The organism is Xylanimonas protaetiae (assembly GCF_004135385.1).
Taxonomy (GTDB): Bacteria; Actinomycetota; Actinomycetes; order Actinomycetales; family Cellulomonadaceae; genus Xylanimonas; species Xylanimonas protaetiae.
In genome coordinates this window covers 207,049-227,063 of sequence record NZ_CP035493.1, presented here as the reverse complement: position 1 = coordinate 227,063, position 20,015 = coordinate 207,049, and the positions used below count along the sequence as shown (strand labels likewise).

Below are 20,015 nucleotides of genomic sequence, written 5' to 3'. Positions count from 1 at the left end.
GCGGGTCCTCAGGCTGCCGGAGCGGGGTCTGGGGCGACGAACCGCGGGACCGGCGGCGGCGTGGGGGTGCGAGGCCGGAACGGCAGCCGGACGCGCGTGGGGGTGCGGGTGACGGTGTACTCGGTGTGCCGCGCCTCGTGTCCCCACCAGCGCGCGACGAACTCCTCACCGTTCCCGGTCGTGTTCGCGCGCACGTATCCGGCGGCGACGATGAAGTCGCCCTGCCGCAGCCGGGTGCGGCTCCGCTCGGCCACACCCCCGAACATCACCAACGCGTGCGTCGTGGTCTGCGGGTCGGAGTAGGTGCCGTCGGGCAGGCGGCGGCGGGCGGTGACCGTGATCCGCGCGTACAGCCGCTTGGAGCCCGTCACGGTGCGGGACCACTCTGGCCGTGAGGCGACCTCGCCGACGATGCACTGCCTGGTCGGGATCGACATCGGACCCTCCTGCACGCCACGCGACCTCCAGGTGGTGGTCGCTCTGTTGCCCAGAAGGTGTGCGCGTCGTGCTACCGGATTGCCTGTCTGAGGGGCGCGTCGCGGCAGTCGAGGGGTGGGCTCACTGTCAGAGGGGGAGGCGGGTGTGGATGCGCTCGGCGAACCTCGGCGCTCCGGCGTTGGCGATCATCGCGGCGAGCTCGACGGTGCTGACCGGAGGGTTCTTCCGGCTGGCGGCGGTGCGGGTGAAGGACTCGGTGGTGGCGTGGGGGTGTCGGGCGAGCAGGGTGCACAGGTAGTCGTCGGACCTGGTCACGTGGACGCCGGCTGCGGCCAGGGCGGGGGCCTGGAACCCGGTGGCGTCGCGGGTGAGCAGGACGTCGACGTCGCCGTAGATGCACGCGGCGGCGTGGGCGCGGTCGCCGGGGTCGCTCGACAGGTCTTCGGTGATCTGGTGCCGGTACCGGGCGGGATCGATGCGGTAGCGGCGGAAGTGGGTGCGCACGGCGCCGGTGACCGAGCGGGGCGACGCGGCGGTGCGCACGCCGTCGTCGACGATGACGCGCTCCCACTCGTCGAGGACCTCGTCGGTCCAGACCCAGGTGAACAGGAGGTCTTCGGACAAGGTGAGCAGCACGTCCATGATCGTGAACGGGTACAGCTCGCTGGTGTCGATGAAGACCCGCTGGAGGCGGGCCACTGCGGTCAGCCTTGGTCGAGGCCGGCGTCCGAGATCGCCGTGCGCAGCGCCTCGGCTCCGGTGCGGCGCTGCTCGCGCTCGGCGGCTAGGTCGAGGACGTCCTGGACGCGGACACGGCGGTGCCGGCTGCCGGGCAGGCGACGGAACGTGAGGGCGCCGTCCGCGGTGAGCCGGTCGACGAACTGGCGGGTCACCCCGAGGAGCTCGGCCGCTCGGGCGGGGGTCACCTCGTCCTGCGCGCGCAGCACCACGACGCGGGCGCCGTGGGCGACGTCGTCGAGCATCGAGCGCACGACTGCCTCGACCGGGGTGTCGTCGTTCAGGCGGTCGGCGAGCGCCCGGGCTGCCGCACGGACCTCCGGGTCGACCGGGTCGAGGGTCGTCGCGACGCGGTGAGAGGCCATGAGACCAAGCCTACCGATATCTGCAATAACAGCAACCATGGTGGGTCCTTGTCGTGGGTGCGGGGTGGCATGGAGAGAGCTCACAGCGCGGGTCCTGCCGACGCGAGCGGATCGGGGGTCGTCGCGCTCGGCTGGGTGAGGGTGACGACGGTGGGGCGGTGGCCGTCGCGCGCGAGGAGGCCTTCGTCGGTGAGGCGTGCGAGGGCGTAGGTGACGGGCTTGCGGCCGGTGGCGTACTGGCGGGCGAGGTGGTCGAGGGTGGGCAGGTATCCGGTGAGGGTGCCGGTGGTGATGCGGTGGCGCAGGTCGTCGTAGACGTCCCAGCGCCGGGAGCGGACCTGGCGCCGGTTGGGGGGTGTGATGAAGGTGCCGCTGCGGATGCCGTCGTTGACGGTGTAGATGCGCCCGTGGGCGGTGAGCTGGCGCAGCGCCTTGTAGACGGGTGCGCGGGTGGTGTGGTGCGCGGCGACCAGGTCGGGGACGGCGGGGAGGCGGCCGGTGTAGGTGCCGTCGTCGATGCGGTCACGGATCTGCTGGTACACGCTGGTCCAGGTCTCGCCGCGGGGCGTGGGCGGATCCGATGTGGCGACGTAGGCGCCGGCGGTGGGGCCGGTGCCGGTGACCAGGGTGATCAGGCCGTCGTCGGCGAGGCGGCGCATGGCTTGGGCGGGCGGGCCGGTGCTGGTGTTGTAGGCGCCTGCGAGGTCGCGGCGTGAGGGCAGGCGTCCGGTGAGGGTGCCGTCGGTGATCTGGGCGCGCAGGTCGGTGTAGATGGTGCGCCACACGGCCGGATGCTCCCGGTCGGTCGGGGCGGTGACGTGCAGCCCGCGCTGGTTGCCGCTGATGCGGTGGGTGAGCAGGCCATCGGCGGCGAGCTGGGCGACGGCGCGGGCGGCGGTCGCCACGTCGGTGTCGTGGGCACGGGCCAGGGCGGCGGGGGTGGGCAGCCTCCCGGACAGTTCGCCGCGGGCGATCCGGGTGCGCAGCGTGTCGGCCAGCGCCTGCCACGGGCCGGGGTCGGTCTCGACGGGTGCGACGTAGGTGCCCCCGTCGGGGCCGCCCGGGCGTTGGTAGGTCAGGCCCTCGCCGGTGAGGTGGATGACGGCCTGGTGCACGGTGGAGACGCTGACCTCGTACTGCTTCGCGAGCACGCTCATGGCGGGCAGCCGTCCGGTGAGGGTGCCGCGGGTGATCTTGTCGTGCAGGTCGGTGTAGACCGCCCGCCATCGCGCGGTCGGTGCCGGGGTGGGGGTGGTGTCGGCGGTGAAGGTGCCGCCGTACCTGCCGCGGACCCGCACGACGAGCCCCTGCGCCGCGAGTGCTGCTTCGGCGGTGTGGATGACGGTGGTCGACACGCCGAGCTCGGCGGCCAGGGCCCGGGTGGAGGGCAGGCGTCCGGTGTACACGCGGTCGGTGATCCGTTCGCGCAGCCGGTCGGCCACCCCCGCCCAGGTCGGCGGGCCGGGGCGGCGGACGGCGGCGGCCGGGCCGAGGCCGGGTGGGTTGATGGTGATCAGGTGCTCCGCGGCGAGCCGGGCCAGGGCTTGGCGGGCGGCGGCGGTCGAGCCGTCCTTGACGCGGTGGGCCAGGCTCGCCGCCGGGGGCAGCGCGCCGGTGTAGGTGCCGTCCGCGATCCGGTCGCGGACGAAGGCGTAGATCTTCGCGACCTGCGGTGCCGTAGCGGGCGGGGCCGGTCTCGGCGTCCAGGGTGTGGTGGCCTCGCTGACGGTGGCCACCAGCCGTCCCAGCCGGACCCGGGCGCCATCAGCGACGTCGACGGCGAGATCCTCAGGGGTGGCGGGTCGGTGGCGGGTGGCGGCCTCGACGCTGGCGAGGGCGTCGTGCAGCTTGGGCGCGGTGGCTGGCGTCGCGAACTGGTGGACGGGGACCAGGGTGCGGGTCGCGCGCACGACGGGGCCGGGCCGGTAGTCGACGATGACCGTGTACAGGTGGGTGCCGATCGCGAACGCGACACTGCGGGCCAGGGCGTGTGCCGTGTCGTGCACGGCCGTCAGGAGCCGGGTGGCGTCGTCGGGGTCGAGACGGGTCAGGGCGGTCAGGGCTCGGGCGGCGTCGTCGGCCAGGGGGGCGGCGGCCCGGGAGCCGGCACCGCAGTGCACGTCCTGCAGCTCGAGCCACAACGCGTCGAGCGCGGTCGCGTGGGTAGACCAGGCACCGGTGCGGGGGTCGAGGGCGGCGGCGCGGTGGCTGATGCGGGTCAGGGCGGCGGCGACCTGTTCGGCGGCCCGCGCGTGCGGTGTCGCCCGCCCCAGGCCCAAGGTGATCTGCCGCAGCGCCCACACCGTCTCGCCGAGGCCGTCTCCCGTCACCGGCCGGGGCGGCGTGGGGTGGTGGCCGAGGTGGTCGATGCCTGCCGTGGTGGCGTCGGGGTCGGCGGGGATGTTCGGGAGGGCGGGCCATGGCTGGTGGCCCGCCGTGCGAAGCGGTGCGGCCCAGAAGGTGTCGAGGAGGGTGAGCGCGTCACGGACCTGGGCGGCGTCGTGGGTCAGGGCGACCTGTTGCTCGACGGTCATCCAGCCGAGTGCGGGCAGCTCCCGCTCGGTCAGCAGGATCGCGGCACGGGCGGCGGCCTGCCAGGTCGCGACGACGGGGATCGGTGAGCCGTCCAGGTCGGCGGCGTGCGTGGTGCGGGTCAGCGCCTGGAGCTGTCGGGCGCTGGTGGCCAGGGCGGTGGCGGGGGCGTGCTCGGGCAGCCGGCCGGCCAGTGCCGGGTCCGCGAGCCGGCGTGCGTCGGTCAGATCGGCGCCGGCGGCGACACGCTCGGTCGCGCGGCGCACGAGCGTTTCGGTCACGGTCTGCGGCGAGGGGACGGCGCCGTCAGCAACCGCGAGGTGTCGGGTGGCCGCGGCCGCGGCGTGGCGTGCGATCTGATCGGCGAGGCCTCGCGGGGCGGGGGAGGCGAGCGCGGCTGCGATCTGCGTCCCCGCGCGGGCTCCGTGACGTGCCGCCTGCTGGGCGACTTCGCGCTCGTAGGTGGCCTCGGCGCGGTGCCGGGCCTCCTCCCCGGCGGCGAAGGTGACCAGGCGTGCCAGGGCGCGCGCCACCGGCTCACGCAAGCCGGTGACCTGTGCCAGGACCCGCTCACGCGCGGCGGTGTCGCCGTGGGTGGCGCGGTCCAGCAGCACGGGGGTGCGGCGGGCGTCGGCGACCAGGGTGTGCAGGGCGTCGAGCAGGTCGCCCATCACCGGCCCGTACGTCATCGCGCGTCCCGCGCCTCGGCCTCGCCGGCGACCGCCGCCCGCAGCGCGGCCACGACGACGGCGACGTCGTCGGCGGGAGCGCCCAGATCGGCCAGTCGCTGCAGGGCGGCGTGGGCGGCGGCGACGAGCTCGGGTCGTGTCCCGGTCGCGGGTTCGACCCGCCGCCGCCCGTCGTCGGCGTCCAGCCGGTCGAGGAGGGTGACGACGTCGCGGTACCGCCACCCGGCCGGGCGCGACGGTGCGCCCAGGTCCAGGGCACGCAACGCCGAACGGGCGACGCGGTGCGCTTCGCGGTGCGCGGCGGTGAACGGTGCCCGGTCAGGCAGGTGCGACGACCGGTCGAGGACGAGCGGGTGCATCGGAGGCCTCCTGCACGCGGCGGCACCCGGGCGGTGCCGCTTCTGCGATGCAGGTGTGCCACACGCACCGACCGCCAGGGCCCGCGCCCACGGTGCTCGGAGGGGGTCGGGCAGCGCGCCTCACAGGCCAGAGATCTGGGCCTCGACGTCCTGCTTGTCGGCGCGTAGCTGCTTGCGGTCCGGGCGGGCGGTCCAGGGGCGCAGCCGGGCCCGGATCGGCTTGAGGGACCGGGTGAGGATCAGGGCGTGCCCGCGGGGCTGGTTGCGGATCTGCTGGGGCGACATCACCGGCACGCGGCGCAGCGACGTCTGGGTGGACCGGCCGCCGTCCGCCCCGACGGACGTCGAGTGCGTGGTCTCGTCGCGCTCGCCGAGCAGCGCGGCCAGGTCTTGCAGGTCCCGTGGGGCGGAGGAGCCGCCGAGAATGATCTTGGTGATCGCGGCATCCCAGACGGTGCCCGTCTGGTGCTCACCCCACCCGGTGCGGGCCTGGGCGAGGGACTGCAGGACGGGCATGACGGTGATGCCCGACCCGCCGCCGTCGGACATCAGCATCGGCAACGACGGCAGGGGTGCAAGGTTGCCGATCTCGTCCAGCGCCAGCAGCAGCGGCGGGTCGAGGCGCCCACCAGGGGAGCGGGCCGCGATCCGTTTCGCCGTCTCGGTGAGATCCTCGACGAACGCCGCGACCAAAGGTGCGACCCCGCCGGATCCGGCGCTGGTGGCCAACAGGTACAGGGTGCCGCCGTCGCGGATGAACGCGTGCGGGTCGAACTCTTCCCCGGGGCGGGGGCTGACCGCGTCGAGCACCCGCGGCTGGGACAGGGCGGCCAGGGCGACCTTGACCCCGTTCCACACGGCGTCGCGGGTGCGCGGGTCGGCGTTGATCGAGGCGTTGAGGTTCTCCCCCCACCGGGGTGCCGCGCCGGGGTGGGAGGTGAGGATCGCGACGGCGTCCGCAGCGGAGGCGGGGTGGGAAGACCAGGTGTGCAGGTCTGCTGCGGTGCGCCCGCCCAGGGCGGCGGCATGCAGGAGCTGTTCGAGCACGGAACGGGTCAGCGACTCCCAGTAGCCGCCGTTCTCCGTCCCGGTCCCGAACCCCGAGGCTGCCGCCAGGCCGCGGGCGCGCACGGCGGCGGTCTGCGGGTCTTGGCACCCGCGCACCGGTGACCAGCGCATCCCCACCGGCAGGCCGGGCGCCATCTGCTGGGGGTCGAACACCGCGACCGGGCCGCGCCGTTGCCGTGCGGCCAGTGTGACCGCGATGGTGTCGGGGCGGGTCGCAGTGGTGATGACCGCGCCCGGGGCGTCCAGGATCATGTTGATCACGACGTTGTGCCCCTTGCCCGAGCGGGGCGGGCCGATCAGCAGCAGCGAGTCCTCGACCGACGCCCACACCTCCTGCCCCTTGAACGACCCCAACCGGTACCCGACATCCGCCGGCCTCGGATGGGACAGCGTCGGGCGCAGGTGGGCGGCGGCCCGAACGACCGCGCGCGCCGAGACCGACCGGGCGACCTCCGTGCGGGTGGCAAACCCGTCACCGGTGGCCGGCGCCCGGCGGAACACCCGCCACGCCCCGACCGCTGCCGCCCCCGCGGCCACGGCCAGCACGGCGACGACCAGCCAGTACACGATCGGGTTCAGGCCCGGCGCCCCGAGCGCCGCCCCCGGATCGGCTGGGGCGGCCAGGACGCGCGCACCCCCGAGCAGGCCCCCGGTTGGCGGGTCCGCCCGGGTCGCCCAGGCAGTGATCGACCCGGCCGCCCGCAGCACCCCGACCACGGCGACCCCGGCCACCAGGAGCCCGATGCCCAGGGTGGTCACCGCGTCGTTCCCCACCCGGGACGGTGTCGTGACCCTCATGCCGCACCCGCCTGCCCGGCGGCCAGGGTGGGGTCGTGGACGACGAGGTAGCCCGAGTCGTGCCCGAGCAGCACCATCGTGAACGGCCTGCGCGCCAGGAGGCCCGGTGGCATCCGCAACGCCGCCACCCCCTCACGCGTCGCGACCGACGAGGCGACGACGACGGCGATGCTCACCTTCTCCCCGGGCCGGAACCCGGGCTCGGCAACGCCCAGGAACGACCCGCCCGCCGACGTCGGCACCGGCCCACGCACAGGTGCGGGCGGGGGTGCGTCGGTGCGGGCGCCGGCCGCGGGCTCGTCGGGGGTGACGATCTCCGACATCGTCGACCCGTCCGGCATCGTGACGTCCACCCGAGCGACCTGACCCACGCGCGCGACGGCGGCGTCCATGACGTGACCGATCGCGTCCAGACCCAGGTTCGCCCACTCCGGCTCGACCGGGAACGACGCGTCGTCGACCGTCACGGCCAGCTGCTCGTCCTCACCGACGACGATCCGCACCCGCGGCAAGACGACGGGGATCCGCGGCGGCCGTCTCACAACGACACCCCCACCACCGGGTCGGCGTCCGGCACGGCCGCAGGAGAGAGCCGTACGGCCTCGGCCAGACCGGGCGGTGCACCCCCACCGACCTGCACGGTGTCCAGACGATCCAGGATCGCCAGCGCCGTGCGCCGCACCCGATCGAACGTAGACGTTACGACCTGCACCGGGTCCGCCGAGACCGACGACGCCCACTCCGCCACGTACGGGACCGTGTACCTGGAGGTGTCGACATCGTGAGAGGCGAGCGTCATCAGCGCGACCGCCTCGGCCTCGACCTCCGCGACCCCGCGATGCATCCCCGCCTCCTCATTCCCCGGGCCGTGGAGCATCACGTGAGCCAGTTCGTGCGCGAGCGTCTTCGCCCGGGCGGCGTCGTCCATGTCCGCGCGGACCGTGACGGTTGCGTCCCGGTAGTCGGTCAGCCCGTTCGCGCCACCGATCCCGGCGGCATCAGGAACCTCGCGCATCGCGAAGCCGTGCTCAGCGACCTGCGTGGCCAGCCCGTCCCACAACCCGGCTGGAGCTGCCCCCTCGAGCAGGTGCGGCGCAGGCGGAACCGGGAGGGGGTCGCCGTCGGTCTGGGACACATCCCACACGTACGCCGGGCGCGTGCCGACCAGACGGGTACGCACCGTCTCGCCCGGGTCCGGTCGCTCACCGCGACCCAGCTCCCGCCACGGCCCAGCCTGCGGGTTGGCCGCGACCATCCGCTTGGTCACCGGGGCGAAGATCATGTACCCGGACTGCCCCTTGAGCACCTGCCGGCCCAACAGCCTCCACTGCCCGTACCCGGCCACATACGTCGGCGTCGGCTCCGGGACGCGCCCCGCCTCGTACGCCGCCGAATGTTGGACGAAGATCAACATCGAGTTGCCGAAGCTGCGCTGACGGAACCGCGCGGCGAACTCGATCGCCCGCCGCCAGTCCGCCTCGGTCGTCAGCGCACCGACCGCGTCGGCCAGCCTGGCATGCAGCGCGTCGAGCTTCGCCTCACGGTCCTCGACCTGCGTGTGGTTGCGGTACATCACGAGCCTCCCGGGGCTGGGTCTCGTGATCAGGTGTGCGTGGCGGTTGGCCTGGAGACGGAAGCGCCGGCCTTCGAAGACTCAGGGGGGAGAGGCACCGCGAGAGGCGAACCGCCGGAACACGTTGGACTTCAGCCCCAAGCGCCTGTCTCGCGGCACGCACACAACCGCCCGACGCAGTCATCACGGAGCGCGTCGCGTGATGATGGGAGCGAGCGCAACCGAGGCAACCGTGTCGTGGACGGCCAAGGGAGAGACGGCTCTTGAGCACCGACGAGTGCTGCGGCCGATCGCAGGGCTGGCCTGAAGGGCTTCGATCTTCCCCACGCTTGGCAACCTCACTCCATCCGTCCGTGCCAGGTGCGTTCGGGATGTAGCCGGTGAGGTCGCACCGGACAGGTAGGCCAGGGCAGTCGTACCCGCGGCTACCGACGCGGCCACGGTCGGCCCGGATCCAAGCACGTTTTCATCTCCTACGTGCGCGAGGAGAACGACGCCGTCGACGAGCTCTGTGCCGTGCTCGACGCTGCCCAGATCCCGCACTGGAGCGGCCACAGATTCAGTTGGCCTTGGGGTCGACGAGCCGGACATTCCCGAGGTCCGAGTACGCCACTCTCGCCGGCCGAGTAGTCCCGCAGGCGCGCGCTGACCATCAGGGACGCATCCAATCCTCGCCCGCGACGAGGTTACCCACCCGATCGTCAGTTTCTCGTGTGGAGCCTTCGGCGGGCTTCCTGCTCGCGCCGTGTGGCGTCGCCGTTCGCGTGCACTGCGGCCTCCCGTCATCGCCTGAGAGGCTTCCGTGGATCGCCCCGGAGCAGATTGCCGCTCGGGGTCTCTCCATGTTCGTCAGGCGGCGCCCGGACGCTGACATGCCGAAGCGGTCCGGACTGTCAAGCCATGGGTGTGGCGGGTTCTCGTCATTGCCTGGGTGTGCGGTGGGTCTCTACGTTGCGGTTGCCGTAGGCGAGGAAAGCGATCGCTCGATGGCTGCTGATTCTCCTTCTTGTTGTGCCGGTTCCGCGGAGAGCGGGGTCGGCTTCTCCTTGGGCGGTGCGATGAAGGCTGTCTACTCTCTGTCCCGACGTGCTACGGCGATGACCGCGGTGCTGGCCGTGTGCGCGGTAGGTGCCCTGGGCGCCAGCCCCGCGGTCGCGGAGGAGACGGATGCGAGTGCATCAGTGCCGTGTGCCGATGCCGCTCCGACCATCGAGGAGGCCGGGGCTCTCGCAGGGGCCTGCGGGACGGATGTCGTCGTGTCGGGCCTGACCGATCCGTGGTCGAAGACGACGGTCCTCGCTGATGGTCTGGTCCAGTGGTCGACGACGGTTGAGGCGGAGCGGTCGCTGACGGCCGACGGTCAGTGGGTCCCGGTGGACACGTCGTTCAGGGCCCCTCAGGACGGGCGCATCGGACTGGCGGCGCCGGCAGTGGCGATGTCGTTCTCGGACGGCACGCCGGGTCAGCCGCTGGCCGTCGCGGCAAAGGACGGGCACGAGCTGACGTATGACATGCCGTTCGACCTGCCCGCCCCGGTGGTGGACGCCGATGCGGGTCAGTTGACGTACGCGGGTGTGCTGGACGGTGTCGACCTGATCGTGACGGTCGCGTCGGACGGATCTGGCTTCTCCGAGGTCCTGCGAGTCGAGTCGGCGGAGGCGTTGGCGCAGCCGGGGCTGGCAGACCTGGTGATCCCGGTGGACCTGTCCGAGGGATTGTCGTGGGACCAAGGCGCCAACGGTGACCTGGACGCAGTCGACGAGTCGGGTGATGTGGTGTTCACGGCCCCGGCGCCGACGGCGTGGGACTCGTCCGCGGACACGCTGCCCTCGGCAACCGCCCCAGTGCAGGGGCTCTCACCTGCGCTTGCTCCGCTCTCCGCACCGTTGGCTGCTGAGATGCTGGCTGACGAAGGGATCGTGGGGGCGGACCCATCTGACCTCGGTGAGCTGGAGCCGGCTGACCGGGATGCTGCGCCGGTCGACGGCGACACGGTTGCCCCGCTCGAGGTGACGATCGGTGGTGACGGTGAGGACCTGGCGCTCGGGATCGACGAAGGCCTCGTCGACGACGCAGTGTTCCCGCTGTACATCGACCCGTCGGTGTCGGGGTCGGTGACGGGGCGCGCCTACGTGCAGTCGGGTTGGCCGACCACGGCGCACTGGAACGACGTGACGAACTACGGGGTGGGGCGCTGCGACCCCAACCTGGGCTGCTCGGGCGTGAACATCTACCGCTCGTACTTCCAGTTCAGCGCGGCGGGCCTGAACGCGGCGCAGAGCGCGGACATTCAGTCGGCGACGCTCACGCTCTATGGTCAGCACTCGTACTCGTGCACGGCCACCCCGGTGAATATCTGGCACACGGGCGGCATCAGTTCGGGCACGACGTGGAACGCGCAGCCGTCCCACATCAGCGTGCAGGCATCCGCGTCGCTGGCGCACAAGGCAGCATGCTCCAACGCACGGGATGTGTCGTTCAGCGTCCTCGGTGCCGCACAGTACTCCGCAGACGCGAACTCCGACCAGATCACGCTGGGCGTGTTCGCAGCCGATGAGGGCACGATCACTGGCTGGAAGCGGTACGAGAACCCGCGCCTCTCGGTGACGTGGAACCGTCTGCCCAACGCACCATCGGCGTACTCGATGACGTCGCCGTCAGGCAAGGCGTGCGGCACGTCGGCGTCCCCGGCGCTGATCAACGACTCGACGCCGAGCTTCTCGTGGACGGTCTCGGATCCGGATGGCGGGAAGGTGATCCGCAACTTCGACCTGATCAACCCGGCAGGCACGAACGTCAACAACCTGGCTGAGGACACCCAAGGCAACACGTTCACGCACACGGTCCCGGCGGGGGTCTTGGTCACGAACACGAAGTACAACTGGAAGGTCGGCGGCCGTGACGTGGCCGCTCGCGCGGCAGGCGTGTACGGGCCGATGGCGAGCTGCTGGTTCACCTACGACGGCACGGCGCCGGCGAACCCGTCGGTGACGTCGGCGAAGTTCAGCCAGACGCTCGTCGTCCCGATGCCGGCGGCCGCTGACCGTACGTTCACTGTGACCGACACGGCGACGGATGTGGCGGGATACAAGTTCGTGTTCGACGCCGATGACCCATCTGGCAAGACTGCCTCGGCAGCCGACGCGAACCAGGACCTGAAGATCACGCTGCCGTCGACGATCACGTCCGGATCGCACCGCCTCGTAGTGATGGCGGTCGACAAGGCGGGCAACGTGTCGGGCAAGACGACGTTCCGCTTCGCGATCGCGGCGCCCCCGGTTGCCGCGTACTGGACGATGGACGCCGCCGCTGCCACGATCCCGGACTGGTCACCGTCTGCCCCGGACCGCGCCGGTGAGACGCCGATGAAGGACACGACCGTCCAGAACCTGGTGTTCGCAGCGAGCCCGGCCCGGACGACTGGCGTCTACCAGTCCTGGGGCCTTGCCGGGACGACCGACCAAGCGCTCAACCTCGTGGCCGGTGCCGCTTCCGGGGTCGCGAAGGACTCAAACGGGTTCGTCGCGCCGGTGATCGAGCGTCCGGGTGACGGGTTCACTGTCACGGCATGGGTCAAGCCGTCGACGCTCACGCCGGCCACCGACGGCGTGGTGGTCTCTCTGGACGGCACGAAGACGTCGGCTTTCACCCTCGGTCTCGTCAAGGGCGGCACCGGGTGCGCCACCGTGTGCTGGGCCTTCACCAAGACGACCGCTGACACTGACGCGGCTGCGACCGGCGTCACCCGCGCCGTCTCGCCGATCCCGGTGACCAACACGTGGGTTCTGATCGCAGCCCGCTACACCCCGGCGACCAGCACGATGGAGATCGTGGTGTGCGACCCGAACTCCACGGATCGCACGTGCCGACCAGAGCAGCTGGCGGACAGCATCAAGCCGACCACGGGCGTACCCGTCCCGACGTGGGCCTCCTACGGGGCGATGCGCGTGGGACAGGGCATCGTGAAGAACTCCGCTGGCGCGTACGTTCCGGGCAACGGGTTTGTCGGCGCGGTCGATGACGTGCGCGTGTACAAGGCGCCCGTGAAGGACGAGCAGATCATCCGGATCGCGCAGCTCTCCGACCAGGGCGCCTGAGGACAACCACCATGAGGAACAACGTGCGATCCGTCATCCCCACAGGTCTTCGCTCGGTCGTCCGCAGCGTGACTGCGGCAACCACCACGGCGGCGCTCCTGGCTGCGGGGCTGGGCGTCCCGGCGCAGGCGACACCAGAGTCGCAGGAGGAGCGAGAGGCGTGGACGCTCCAAGAGCGCACCGCGCACGGTGAACAGCTCGCGCAGAGCGACTCTCACGAGCGCAACGCCGACGAGCTGTTCCCCGCGATCGACGTCGAACCGACCGCCCTGGGGGGCATCGCCGGGCCGGGGACAACGGCCGACGCGGCAGCTGACCCCGCCGCTCCGGTGGAAGGGCACGCGCTCGAAGAGTCCACCGCGACCCTCGAGCTCGGGCAGACACCCGACGACGGGTTCCCGGTCGCGGTGTCAGCACCCGACGTCCGAGGTCGGGGGGCGTCCGCGAACGCGCTGAGCCGGGTCTCGGCTCAGGTGCACTCGCTGGCGGATGCGGCAGCCCACGGCCTGGACGTGGCGATGGTCTCGCTCGCCGTGCAGACCGATCCCGACGGCGTGGTGGCGGACCCGCGGGACGTCCGTGCGCCTGTAGGTGGGGGAACCGCTTCGCCGCTGGCGAAGAGTAAAAGCCTGGGTGCGACCGACGAGACGTCGACCGGATCACAGGTGCAGCTCTCGATCGACGTCTCCGATGCGGTCGCAGGTCAGTCGCAGGACTACCTGTCCCGGCTCCGCCTGGTCACGTTGCCGGCGTGCGCGGCGACGACGCCGGACGACCCCGAGTGCCTGGTCGCGACCCCGGCGTCGGACCAGTCTGTGACCGACGGCGTGTTCACCGGGACGGTCACGCTCGCGGCCGCACAGGTCGGCGGGGTGGAGCCAGCGGCGTTGATCGCGGGCGTGTCTGCCGGGGTGGGAGGCGCGGCGGGCAACTGGGGCGCCACCCCGCTGTCGTCTGCGGCGTCGTGGGGGGTCTCGGAGCAGACCGGCTCCTTCTCCTGGTCCTACCCGTTGCGGGTGCCGTCCACGCCGGGCGGGCTGGAGCCCGAGGTGGCACTCACCTACGACTCGGGGTCTCTCGATGGTCGGACGACGGGCACGAACAACCAGTCCTCGGCGGTCGGTGACGGGTGGGACCTGTCGACGGGCGGGTACATCGAACGCAAGTACATCCCCTGCAACGACGACAAGTCCGGCGGCAACAACGCGTCGTTGACGGTCGGCGATCTGTGCTGGGACTCCGACGGCGCGACCCTGGTGCTGGGCGGGCGGGCGACCGAGCTGGTCAAGACCGGGCCCGACTCGTTCGTCGCCGCGAACGACGACAACACGCGGGTCACCCGTCTGCGCCTGCCCTCAGGGTGGGGTAACGGTGACACCGACGGCGAGTATTGGCAGGTCACCACCCCAGACGGAGCTGTGTACACGTTCGGGCGGTCCAAGCGGGTCGCCGACGACGCCGAGCAGTACTCGGCGTGGACCGTGCGGGTCTACGGAAACCAGCCTGGCGAACCCTGCTATCAGGCGGACTTCGCTTCCTCGGGCTGCAACCAGGGGTGGCGCTGGAACCTGGACTACGTCCAGGACACGCTCGGCAACTCCATGTCGCTGTTCTACAGCCGCGAGTGGAACCGGTACGGGTACAACAACGGTCAGGGCGTCACCAGCTACGTCGCCGGTGGCAACCTCGCACGTCTCGAGTACGGAACTCGTGCCGGGACCGAGAAGGGTCAGGTCGCACCGGCTCGCGTGAGCTTCTCGCTCGCGGAGCGGTGCCTGGGCGCGTCCGCCGACTGCGAGCCCGCCGACCTGACGGATGCGACCAAGGCGTCCTGGCCCGACGTCCCGTTCGACCTGATCTGCGCCGACGGGGCAACCTCGTGCCCCGGGCAGACGGCGCCGTCGTTCTTCACCCGCAAGATGATCACCAAGGCCACCACCCAGGTCGTCACCGACCCGGCCGCAGGCACGTTCCGCACCGTCGACACCTGGACCCTCGGGCACGAGTTTCCCGACCCTGGCACGGGCGACCTGTCCGACAGGGTGCTCTGGCTCTCGTCGATCACCCATCAAGGCAACGGAGCCTCCCCGGCCGTGACGCTCCCGGCCACCACGTTCGTGGGCTCGCAGATGCCGAACCGGGTCGACGCACTGAGCGACGGTCGGTCGCCGATGACCCGGTTCCGGCTCACGAGTATCGTCTCTGAGTCCGGCGCGGAGACCTCGGTGGTCTACACCCCCGAGGACTGCGTGAACGACGGCTCGAGCGTCTCCCTACCGTCGAGCCCGGAGTCGAACGACCGCCGGTGCCTCCCGGTGTGGTGGACCCCGGCAGGCTCGAGCGGGCCGGTCATGGAGTACTTCCACAAGTACGCCGTCGCGCAGGTCACCGAGCAGCCCCGCGACGGGCGCTCGGACGCGACCCGCACGGACTACGAGTACGCCGGACCCGCGTGGGCCTACACCTCGGACGACCTGACGCCGGCGAAGCACCGGACGTGGTCGGACTGGCGCGGGTTCAAGACCGTCACCGTCCGCCAAGGCGAACCAGCGCTCGGTGCAGCCCGCGGCAAGACGGTGTCCACGTTCTTCCAGGGCATGGACGGCGACCGGTCGAGCTCGACCGACGCTCAGGCCAAGCGCACGATCGCGATCGACGGCATCACCGATCTCAAGCAGTTCGCCGGCCAGCCGCGTAGCACCACGGTCTACTCCGACGGTGGCTCGACGGTCGTCTCGACCACGACATCGACGCCGTGGCGTTCGGCGGCGACTGCCACCGCCGTTAGCGACGCGTCCAAGCAGGCGTTCCACGTCGGCGTCTCGCGCACGGACGTGGCGACCCCGATCACCGGGGGCACGCGCACGACGTCGACGGTCGTGACCTACGACTCCTACGGCATGCCCGCGACCGTCGACGACCAGGGCGACACCGCGACCACCGCCGACGACCGGTGCACCCGCACCACCTACGCCCGCAACACCGACGCCAACATTCTGTCCACCGTCTCCCGCGTCGAGACCGTCGGGGTCGCCTGCGCCGCAACCCCGGCGCGTCCCGCGCAGGTCATCTCGGACACCCGGACCGCGTACGACGGCGGCGCGGTCGGCGCCGCACCGACCAAGGGCCTGATCACCACGGTGCAGTCGGTCAAGGCGTACTCCGGAACCACCGCCAGCTACGTCACGACCGCGACGACGACGTACGACGCGGTCGGGCGCCCGCTGACCGTCACCGACGCGCTCGGACGCAAGACCGCCACGACCTACACCGACGCCAACGGCCTGACGACCAGCACCGCGACCACCACCCCTGACCCGGACGGCACCGGCACCGCCACCGCGCTGACGACAACGACCGTCCTGGACCCGGCGTGGGGTGCACCGACGAAGACGACCGACGCGAACGGCAACGTCACCACCGGAACCTACGACGCCCTCGGCCGGCTGACCAGCGTATGGGAGCCGGGGCGTGTCCAGGGCACGGACACCGCGACGACCACCTACGCCTACACCGTCGCCGCATCCGGCATCAACGCGGTCGTCACCAAGACGCTGAACACCGCCGGCACCGGCTACATCGCATCCTCGACGATCTACGACGGGCTCCTGCGCCCCCGGCAGACCCAGACGACATCGCTGGACGCGGCCAACCCCGGCCGCGTGATCACCGACACCATCTACGACTCGCGCGGCCTGGTGAAGGAGACCGACACCGGCTGGCTCACCACCGGCACCCCGGCCGCGACTCTTCTCGGATCTCCCGGAGCGGGCGCCCTGCCGTCCGTAACCGAGACCACGTATGACGGTGCGGGTCGGGCCACGGCCGCGATCTTCAAGGTCCAGGGAACCGAGAAGTGGCGCACCACCACCACCTACGGCGGCGACCGTGTCACGGTCGACCCGCCCACCGGAGCCACCCCCACCACGACCGTCTCCGACGCCCGCGGCAACACCACCCAGCTCATCGAGTACCTCGGCGCCTCCCCATCGGGTTCCTCGCAGACCACGACGTACACCTACGACGTCGCAGGCCGCCTGGCTGGCATGAAGGACGCAGCCGGGAACACCTGGACGAACACGTACGACCTGCTGGGCCGCCCGACCACCGCGTCGGACCCGGACAAGGGCACCACGACCACCACGTACGACGACGCCGGACAGGTCATCACGACCACGGACGCGCGCGGGAAGGCGCTCGCCTACACCTACGACGCCCTCGGCCGGCGCACCACCATGCGCGACACCTCGACCACCGGGACCGTGCGCGCCTCCTGGGCGTACGACACCGCTGCCAAGGGCAAGGGTCTGCTCGCGTCCTCGAGCCGGATCGTGGGCTCGTCGACCTACACCACCGCCGTGAGCGGGTACGACCACCACGGCCGCCAGCTCGGCACGTCCGTCACCCTGCCGACCTCGGCGGGCGCACTGGCCGGCACCTACACCTCGACGGTGACGTACAACGTGGACGGCACCATCGCCACGCAAACCGTCCCGAAGGCGGGCGCGCTGACCGCCGAGACCGTGTACACGAACTACGACGCTGCGGGCATGCCGAGGGACATGACCGGCTCGGCGCCCAACGGCGTGTACGCCCTGTCCTCGACGTGGACTGCGTTCGGCGAACCGGTCTACCAGGACCTGGGGTCGAACTACTCGGTCCAGCCGAACTGGTCCTACGAGCTCGGCACCCGACGGCTCGCCTCGACGTGGGTGCTGCGTGACGGGCAGACCGGGTACGACCAGTCCGTCACGTTCACCTATGACCAGGCGGGGAACCCGACGTCGGTGTTCGACGTGCCGACCAACACGAGCGCTCCGAAGGACCGTCAGTGCTTCACATACGACGGCCTGCGCCGCCTGGTCAACGCGTGGACTCCGACATCGGTGGCGTGCTCGACGGCGCCGACGGTCGCGGCGCTCGGCGGGGCGGCGAAGTACTGGAACACGTACGCGTACAACACGGTCGGCGGCCGGACCACGGTGACGTCGCACAACACGACAGACACCATCACGACCTCGACCTACCCGACCGCGGGCGCGTCGGGCCGTCCGCACGCGGTCACCAAGACGACCGCCGTGACCGGCACGACGACGAAGACGAACACGTACGCCTACGACGCTGCGGGCAACCTGACCGGTCGGACCCTGTCCGGGGCGAAGCTCCAGACCCTGACCTGGGACCCGGAGGGCGAGCTGGCCTCGGTAGCCCAGGACGGCAACGGTGACGGCGACACCGCCGACGCCGCCGAGACCGACTCGTACGTGTACGACGCGGACGGGAACCGGCTGCTGCGTGTCCAGGATGGCAAGACGACCGCGTACCTGCCTGGGGGGACCGAGGCGACCTTGTCGGGCACGACGGTCACCGCGCAGCGGTACTACACGTTCGCGGACAAGCCCGTCGCTCTGCGCACCGGGGTGGGCGCGGCGGGGACGACCACGCTGATCTCGGACGGGCACCAGACCGCGGTGTTGCAGGTCAACCAGAACGGCAACGTCCTGACCCGCAACTACACCGACCCCTTCGGTGGCCGGCGTAACGCGACCACCTTGGCCGGCGACCATGGCTTCCTGGACAAGCCCGTCGACACCACCGGTCTGACCCAGGTCGGGGCCCGCTACTACGACCCGACCCTCGGGGTGTTCGTCAGCGTCGACCCGATCATGGACCTGGCCAACCCTCAGCAGTGGAACCCATACACGTACGCGAACAACAACCCGTTGGCGTTCTGGGACCCGGCCGGTACTCGACCCCTGGGCCCGACCGACAACCCTAACGACGCCAGCGGGTGGAAGAAGACCAGCTCCGGCTGGAACTGGACCCAACCCAAGGCGAAGCCGCCCGTCGCGGCGCAGGTACCGGTGCGGCATGCGCCGAGCCACAGCAGCGGGGTCAACTGGCGCCACGTCCTGGGCATTGCCGGCGGTATCGCCGCTGGTATCGGTATCGGCATCGGTGTTGCCGCATGCATCGCCGCAACGGCAGGTATCTGCGCTGGTGTGGCCGCCGGGGTTGGTACCGCTGTGGCCGGTGGTGCTGCAGCTGGCGGGGTGGGAGCGGCAGTCACCTACGGGGTGACGGGCGACAACGGCCGGTACTCGTGGTCCGGCTTCGGACGGACGGTCGGGACCGGCGCCCTCGCCGGCGGCATCTTCGGCGGCGCCGGGTACGGGGTCACGGCCGGACTCACCCGCGTGACGGCGCTCAACGGCACACGTACACTCGCCGCAAACACCGCAGAGGACGGTGTGAGTCTGTCGCTGCGATACAAGGACGGTTGGACGGCTGCGCAGCGTGCTGCGGCGGACGGCAAGGTGGCGGCGCTGAACAATGCGGCGCAGGCTGGTCAGTTGCGGGTAACGGCGGCGCAGCGGTCGGGGACGTCGGCGTCATCGCGGTATCGAAGTGCTGGCAACACGGTTCCGCGTGGTGCGGATGTCGACCACACGATTGATCTTCAGCTTGGTGGCCTCGACGACATCTCGAACATGAGCCCGCTCGACCTGTCCGTGAACCGGAGCCTGGGCTCGCAGATCGGGCATCAGTTGCGCGGCGTTGCCCCGGGGACCTGCGTGGTCGCTGTAGGGATCTGTTGAAAGGACTGCTGATGTTTGAACGTTTCCGATCCGAGTTCGCGCCGCTTCGTGACGCGACGCCCGTGGTGGGTTCGGCGTGGCGGGACGACCGGCTCATCGGCGTTGCCGGCTATGTGGAGTTCGTCGGCGAGTTCGGCGGCGCCTCGTTCGGCGGTGGTCTCTACCGTGTGCACGACGATCAGACCGGCCCGCGCGCCCTCGAGTTGGTGGTGGAGGCATTTCCGGAGTTCGCCGGCCGGATGCGTCCGTTCGGATACGACTGGCTCGGTCGGCAGTTCGCGGTCGACTTCGGGCGAGACGATGCCGGGCAGCCGCACGTTCTGCTGCTCGAACCGGGTACGGGTGAAGCACTGGAGATCCCCCTGTCCTTCGCGGCCTTCCACGATGAGGAACTGATTGAGTACGCGGACGCTGCGTTGGCGGCCGGGTTCTTCGAGGACTGGTCGGCAGGACACGGCGACGTGCTGCCGCTGGAGCGGAACGCGTGCGTTGGCTATCGGGTTCCGCTCTTTCTGGGCGGGCGAGACGTCATCGAGAACCTTGAGCTCAGCGATCTGGACGTCTACTGGTCGATCTGTGGGCAGCTCCGTCGCGGGACGCTGAACCTCCCGCCGGGGACCTCTGTTAACCAGGTTGCCAGCGACGGTTGACGTCTGAGGTTCGTTTCGTGCGAGAGGCCCTGTGCCAGCGTCTGCGCTGGTCGCGGGGCCTCTTGTTTACTACCCGGCTTTGCCGGTGATGAGGCGGCGCCTGGCATCG

At 71.2% G+C, this 20,015-nt stretch carries 11 protein-coding genes; 3 read left to right on the top strand and 8 right to left on the bottom strand.

Annotated features, from left to right (window positions below; all coding sequences use genetic code 11):
* Positions 1–8: 8 nt before the first annotated feature.
* The 8 genes from ET471_RS01000 to ET471_RS00965 all read right to left on the bottom strand — a co-directional run bounded on the left by ET471_RS01000 (position 9) and on the right by ET471_RS00965 (position 8,560).
* On the bottom strand, positions 9–437 hold the full coding sequence (locus tag ET471_RS01000; RefSeq protein ID WP_129186201.1) for a single-stranded DNA-binding protein: 429 nt from the start codon (positions 435–437) through the stop codon (positions 9–11).
* A gap of 127 nt (positions 438–564) precedes the next feature.
* Positions 565–1,137, bottom strand: coding sequence for a PIN domain-containing protein (locus ET471_RS00995; protein ID WP_129186200.1), 573 nt, complete (start codon positions 1,135–1,137; stop codon positions 565–567).
* Positions 1,138–1,142: 5 nt separating this feature from the next.
* Positions 1,143–1,541 (bottom strand): helix-turn-helix transcriptional regulator, encoded by a 399-nt coding sequence (locus ET471_RS00990; RefSeq protein ID WP_165350353.1) that lies wholly within the window; start codon positions 1,539–1,541, stop codon positions 1,143–1,145.
* Between the two features lie 80 nt (positions 1,542–1,621).
* Positions 1,622–4,762: a GntR family transcriptional regulator gene (locus ET471_RS00985; protein WP_129186198.1), complete on the bottom strand. Its 3,141-nt coding sequence runs from the start codon at positions 4,760–4,762 to the stop codon at positions 1,622–1,624.
* On the bottom strand, positions 4,759–5,121 hold the full coding sequence (locus ET471_RS00980) for a hypothetical protein (protein WP_129186197.1): 363 nt from the start codon (positions 5,119–5,121) through the stop codon (positions 4,759–4,761). Before ET471_RS00980 ends, ET471_RS00985 begins: the two co-directional genes overlap by 4 nt.
* Before the next feature lie 120 nt (positions 5,122–5,241).
* The gene (locus tag ET471_RS00975; protein WP_129186196.1) at positions 5,242–6,987 is read right to left on the bottom strand and encodes a type IV secretory system conjugative DNA transfer family protein; all 1,746 of its coding nucleotides are present in this window, start codon (positions 6,985–6,987) and stop codon (positions 5,242–5,244) included.
* Complete coding sequence (locus tag ET471_RS00970; RefSeq protein ID WP_242496359.1) at positions 6,984–7,454, bottom strand: hypothetical protein; 471 nt, start codon at positions 7,452–7,454, stop codon at positions 6,984–6,986. The genes ET471_RS00975 and ET471_RS00970 overlap by 4 nt, the downstream gene beginning before the upstream one ends.
* Before the next feature lie 71 nt (positions 7,455–7,525).
* Positions 7,526–8,560: an ArdC-like ssDNA-binding domain-containing protein gene (locus ET471_RS00965; RefSeq protein WP_129186194.1), complete on the bottom strand. Its 1,035-nt coding sequence runs from the start codon at positions 8,558–8,560 to the stop codon at positions 7,526–7,528.
* 1,097 nt (positions 8,561–9,657) lie between these two features.
* Between ET471_RS00965 and ET471_RS00955 the strand changes: the two genes are divergently transcribed.
* The 3 genes from ET471_RS00955 to ET471_RS00945 all read left to right on the top strand — a co-directional run bounded on the left by ET471_RS00955 (position 9,658) and on the right by ET471_RS00945 (position 19,906).
* Positions 9,658–12,657: a DNRLRE domain-containing protein gene (locus ET471_RS00955; RefSeq protein ID WP_129186193.1), complete on the top strand. Its 3,000-nt coding sequence runs from the start codon at positions 9,658–9,660 to the stop codon at positions 12,655–12,657.
* A 68-nt stretch (positions 12,658–12,725) separates the two neighbouring features.
* On the top strand, positions 12,726–19,256 hold the full coding sequence (locus tag ET471_RS00950; protein WP_129186192.1) for an RHS repeat-associated core domain-containing protein: 6,531 nt from the start codon (positions 12,726–12,728) through the stop codon (positions 19,254–19,256).
* 11 nt (positions 19,257–19,267) lie between these two features.
* A complete protein-coding gene (locus ET471_RS00945; RefSeq protein WP_129186191.1) occupies positions 19,268–19,906 on the top strand; it encodes a T6SS immunity protein Tdi1 domain-containing protein in 639 nt (212 codons plus the stop codon).
* Positions 19,907–20,015 lie beyond the last annotated feature (109 nt).

What these genes read in the sequence shown, in the direction of transcription:
- ET471_RS00980 (WP_129186197.1), bottom strand. Translation starts at nt 5,121, where the DNA reads ATGCACCCGCTCGTCCTCGACCGGTCGTCGCACCTGCCTGACCGGGCA.
- ET471_RS00965 (WP_129186194.1), bottom strand. Translation starts at nt 8,560, where the DNA reads ATGTACCGCAACCACACGCAGGTCGAGGACCGTGAGGCGAAGCTCGAC.
- ET471_RS00985 (WP_129186198.1), bottom strand. Translation starts at nt 4,762, where the DNA reads ATGACGTACGGGCCGGTGATGGGCGACCTGCTCGACGCCCTGCACACC.
- ET471_RS00990 (WP_165350353.1), bottom strand. Translation starts at nt 1,541, where the DNA reads ATGGCCTCTCACCGCGTCGCGACGACCCTCGACCCGGTCGACCCGGAG.
- ET471_RS01000 (WP_129186201.1), bottom strand. Translation starts at nt 437, where the DNA reads ATGTCGATCCCGACCAGGCAGTGCATCGTCGGCGAGGTCGCCTCACGG.
- ET471_RS00945 (WP_129186191.1), top strand. Translation starts at nt 19,268, where the DNA reads ATGTTTGAACGTTTCCGATCCGAGTTCGCGCCGCTTCGTGACGCGACG.
- ET471_RS00975 (WP_129186196.1), bottom strand. Translation starts at nt 6,987, where the DNA reads ATGAGGGTCACGACACCGTCCCGGGTGGGGAACGACGCGGTGACCACC.
- ET471_RS00955 (WP_129186193.1), top strand. Translation starts at nt 9,658, where the DNA reads ATGACCGCGGTGCTGGCCGTGTGCGCGGTAGGTGCCCTGGGCGCCAGC.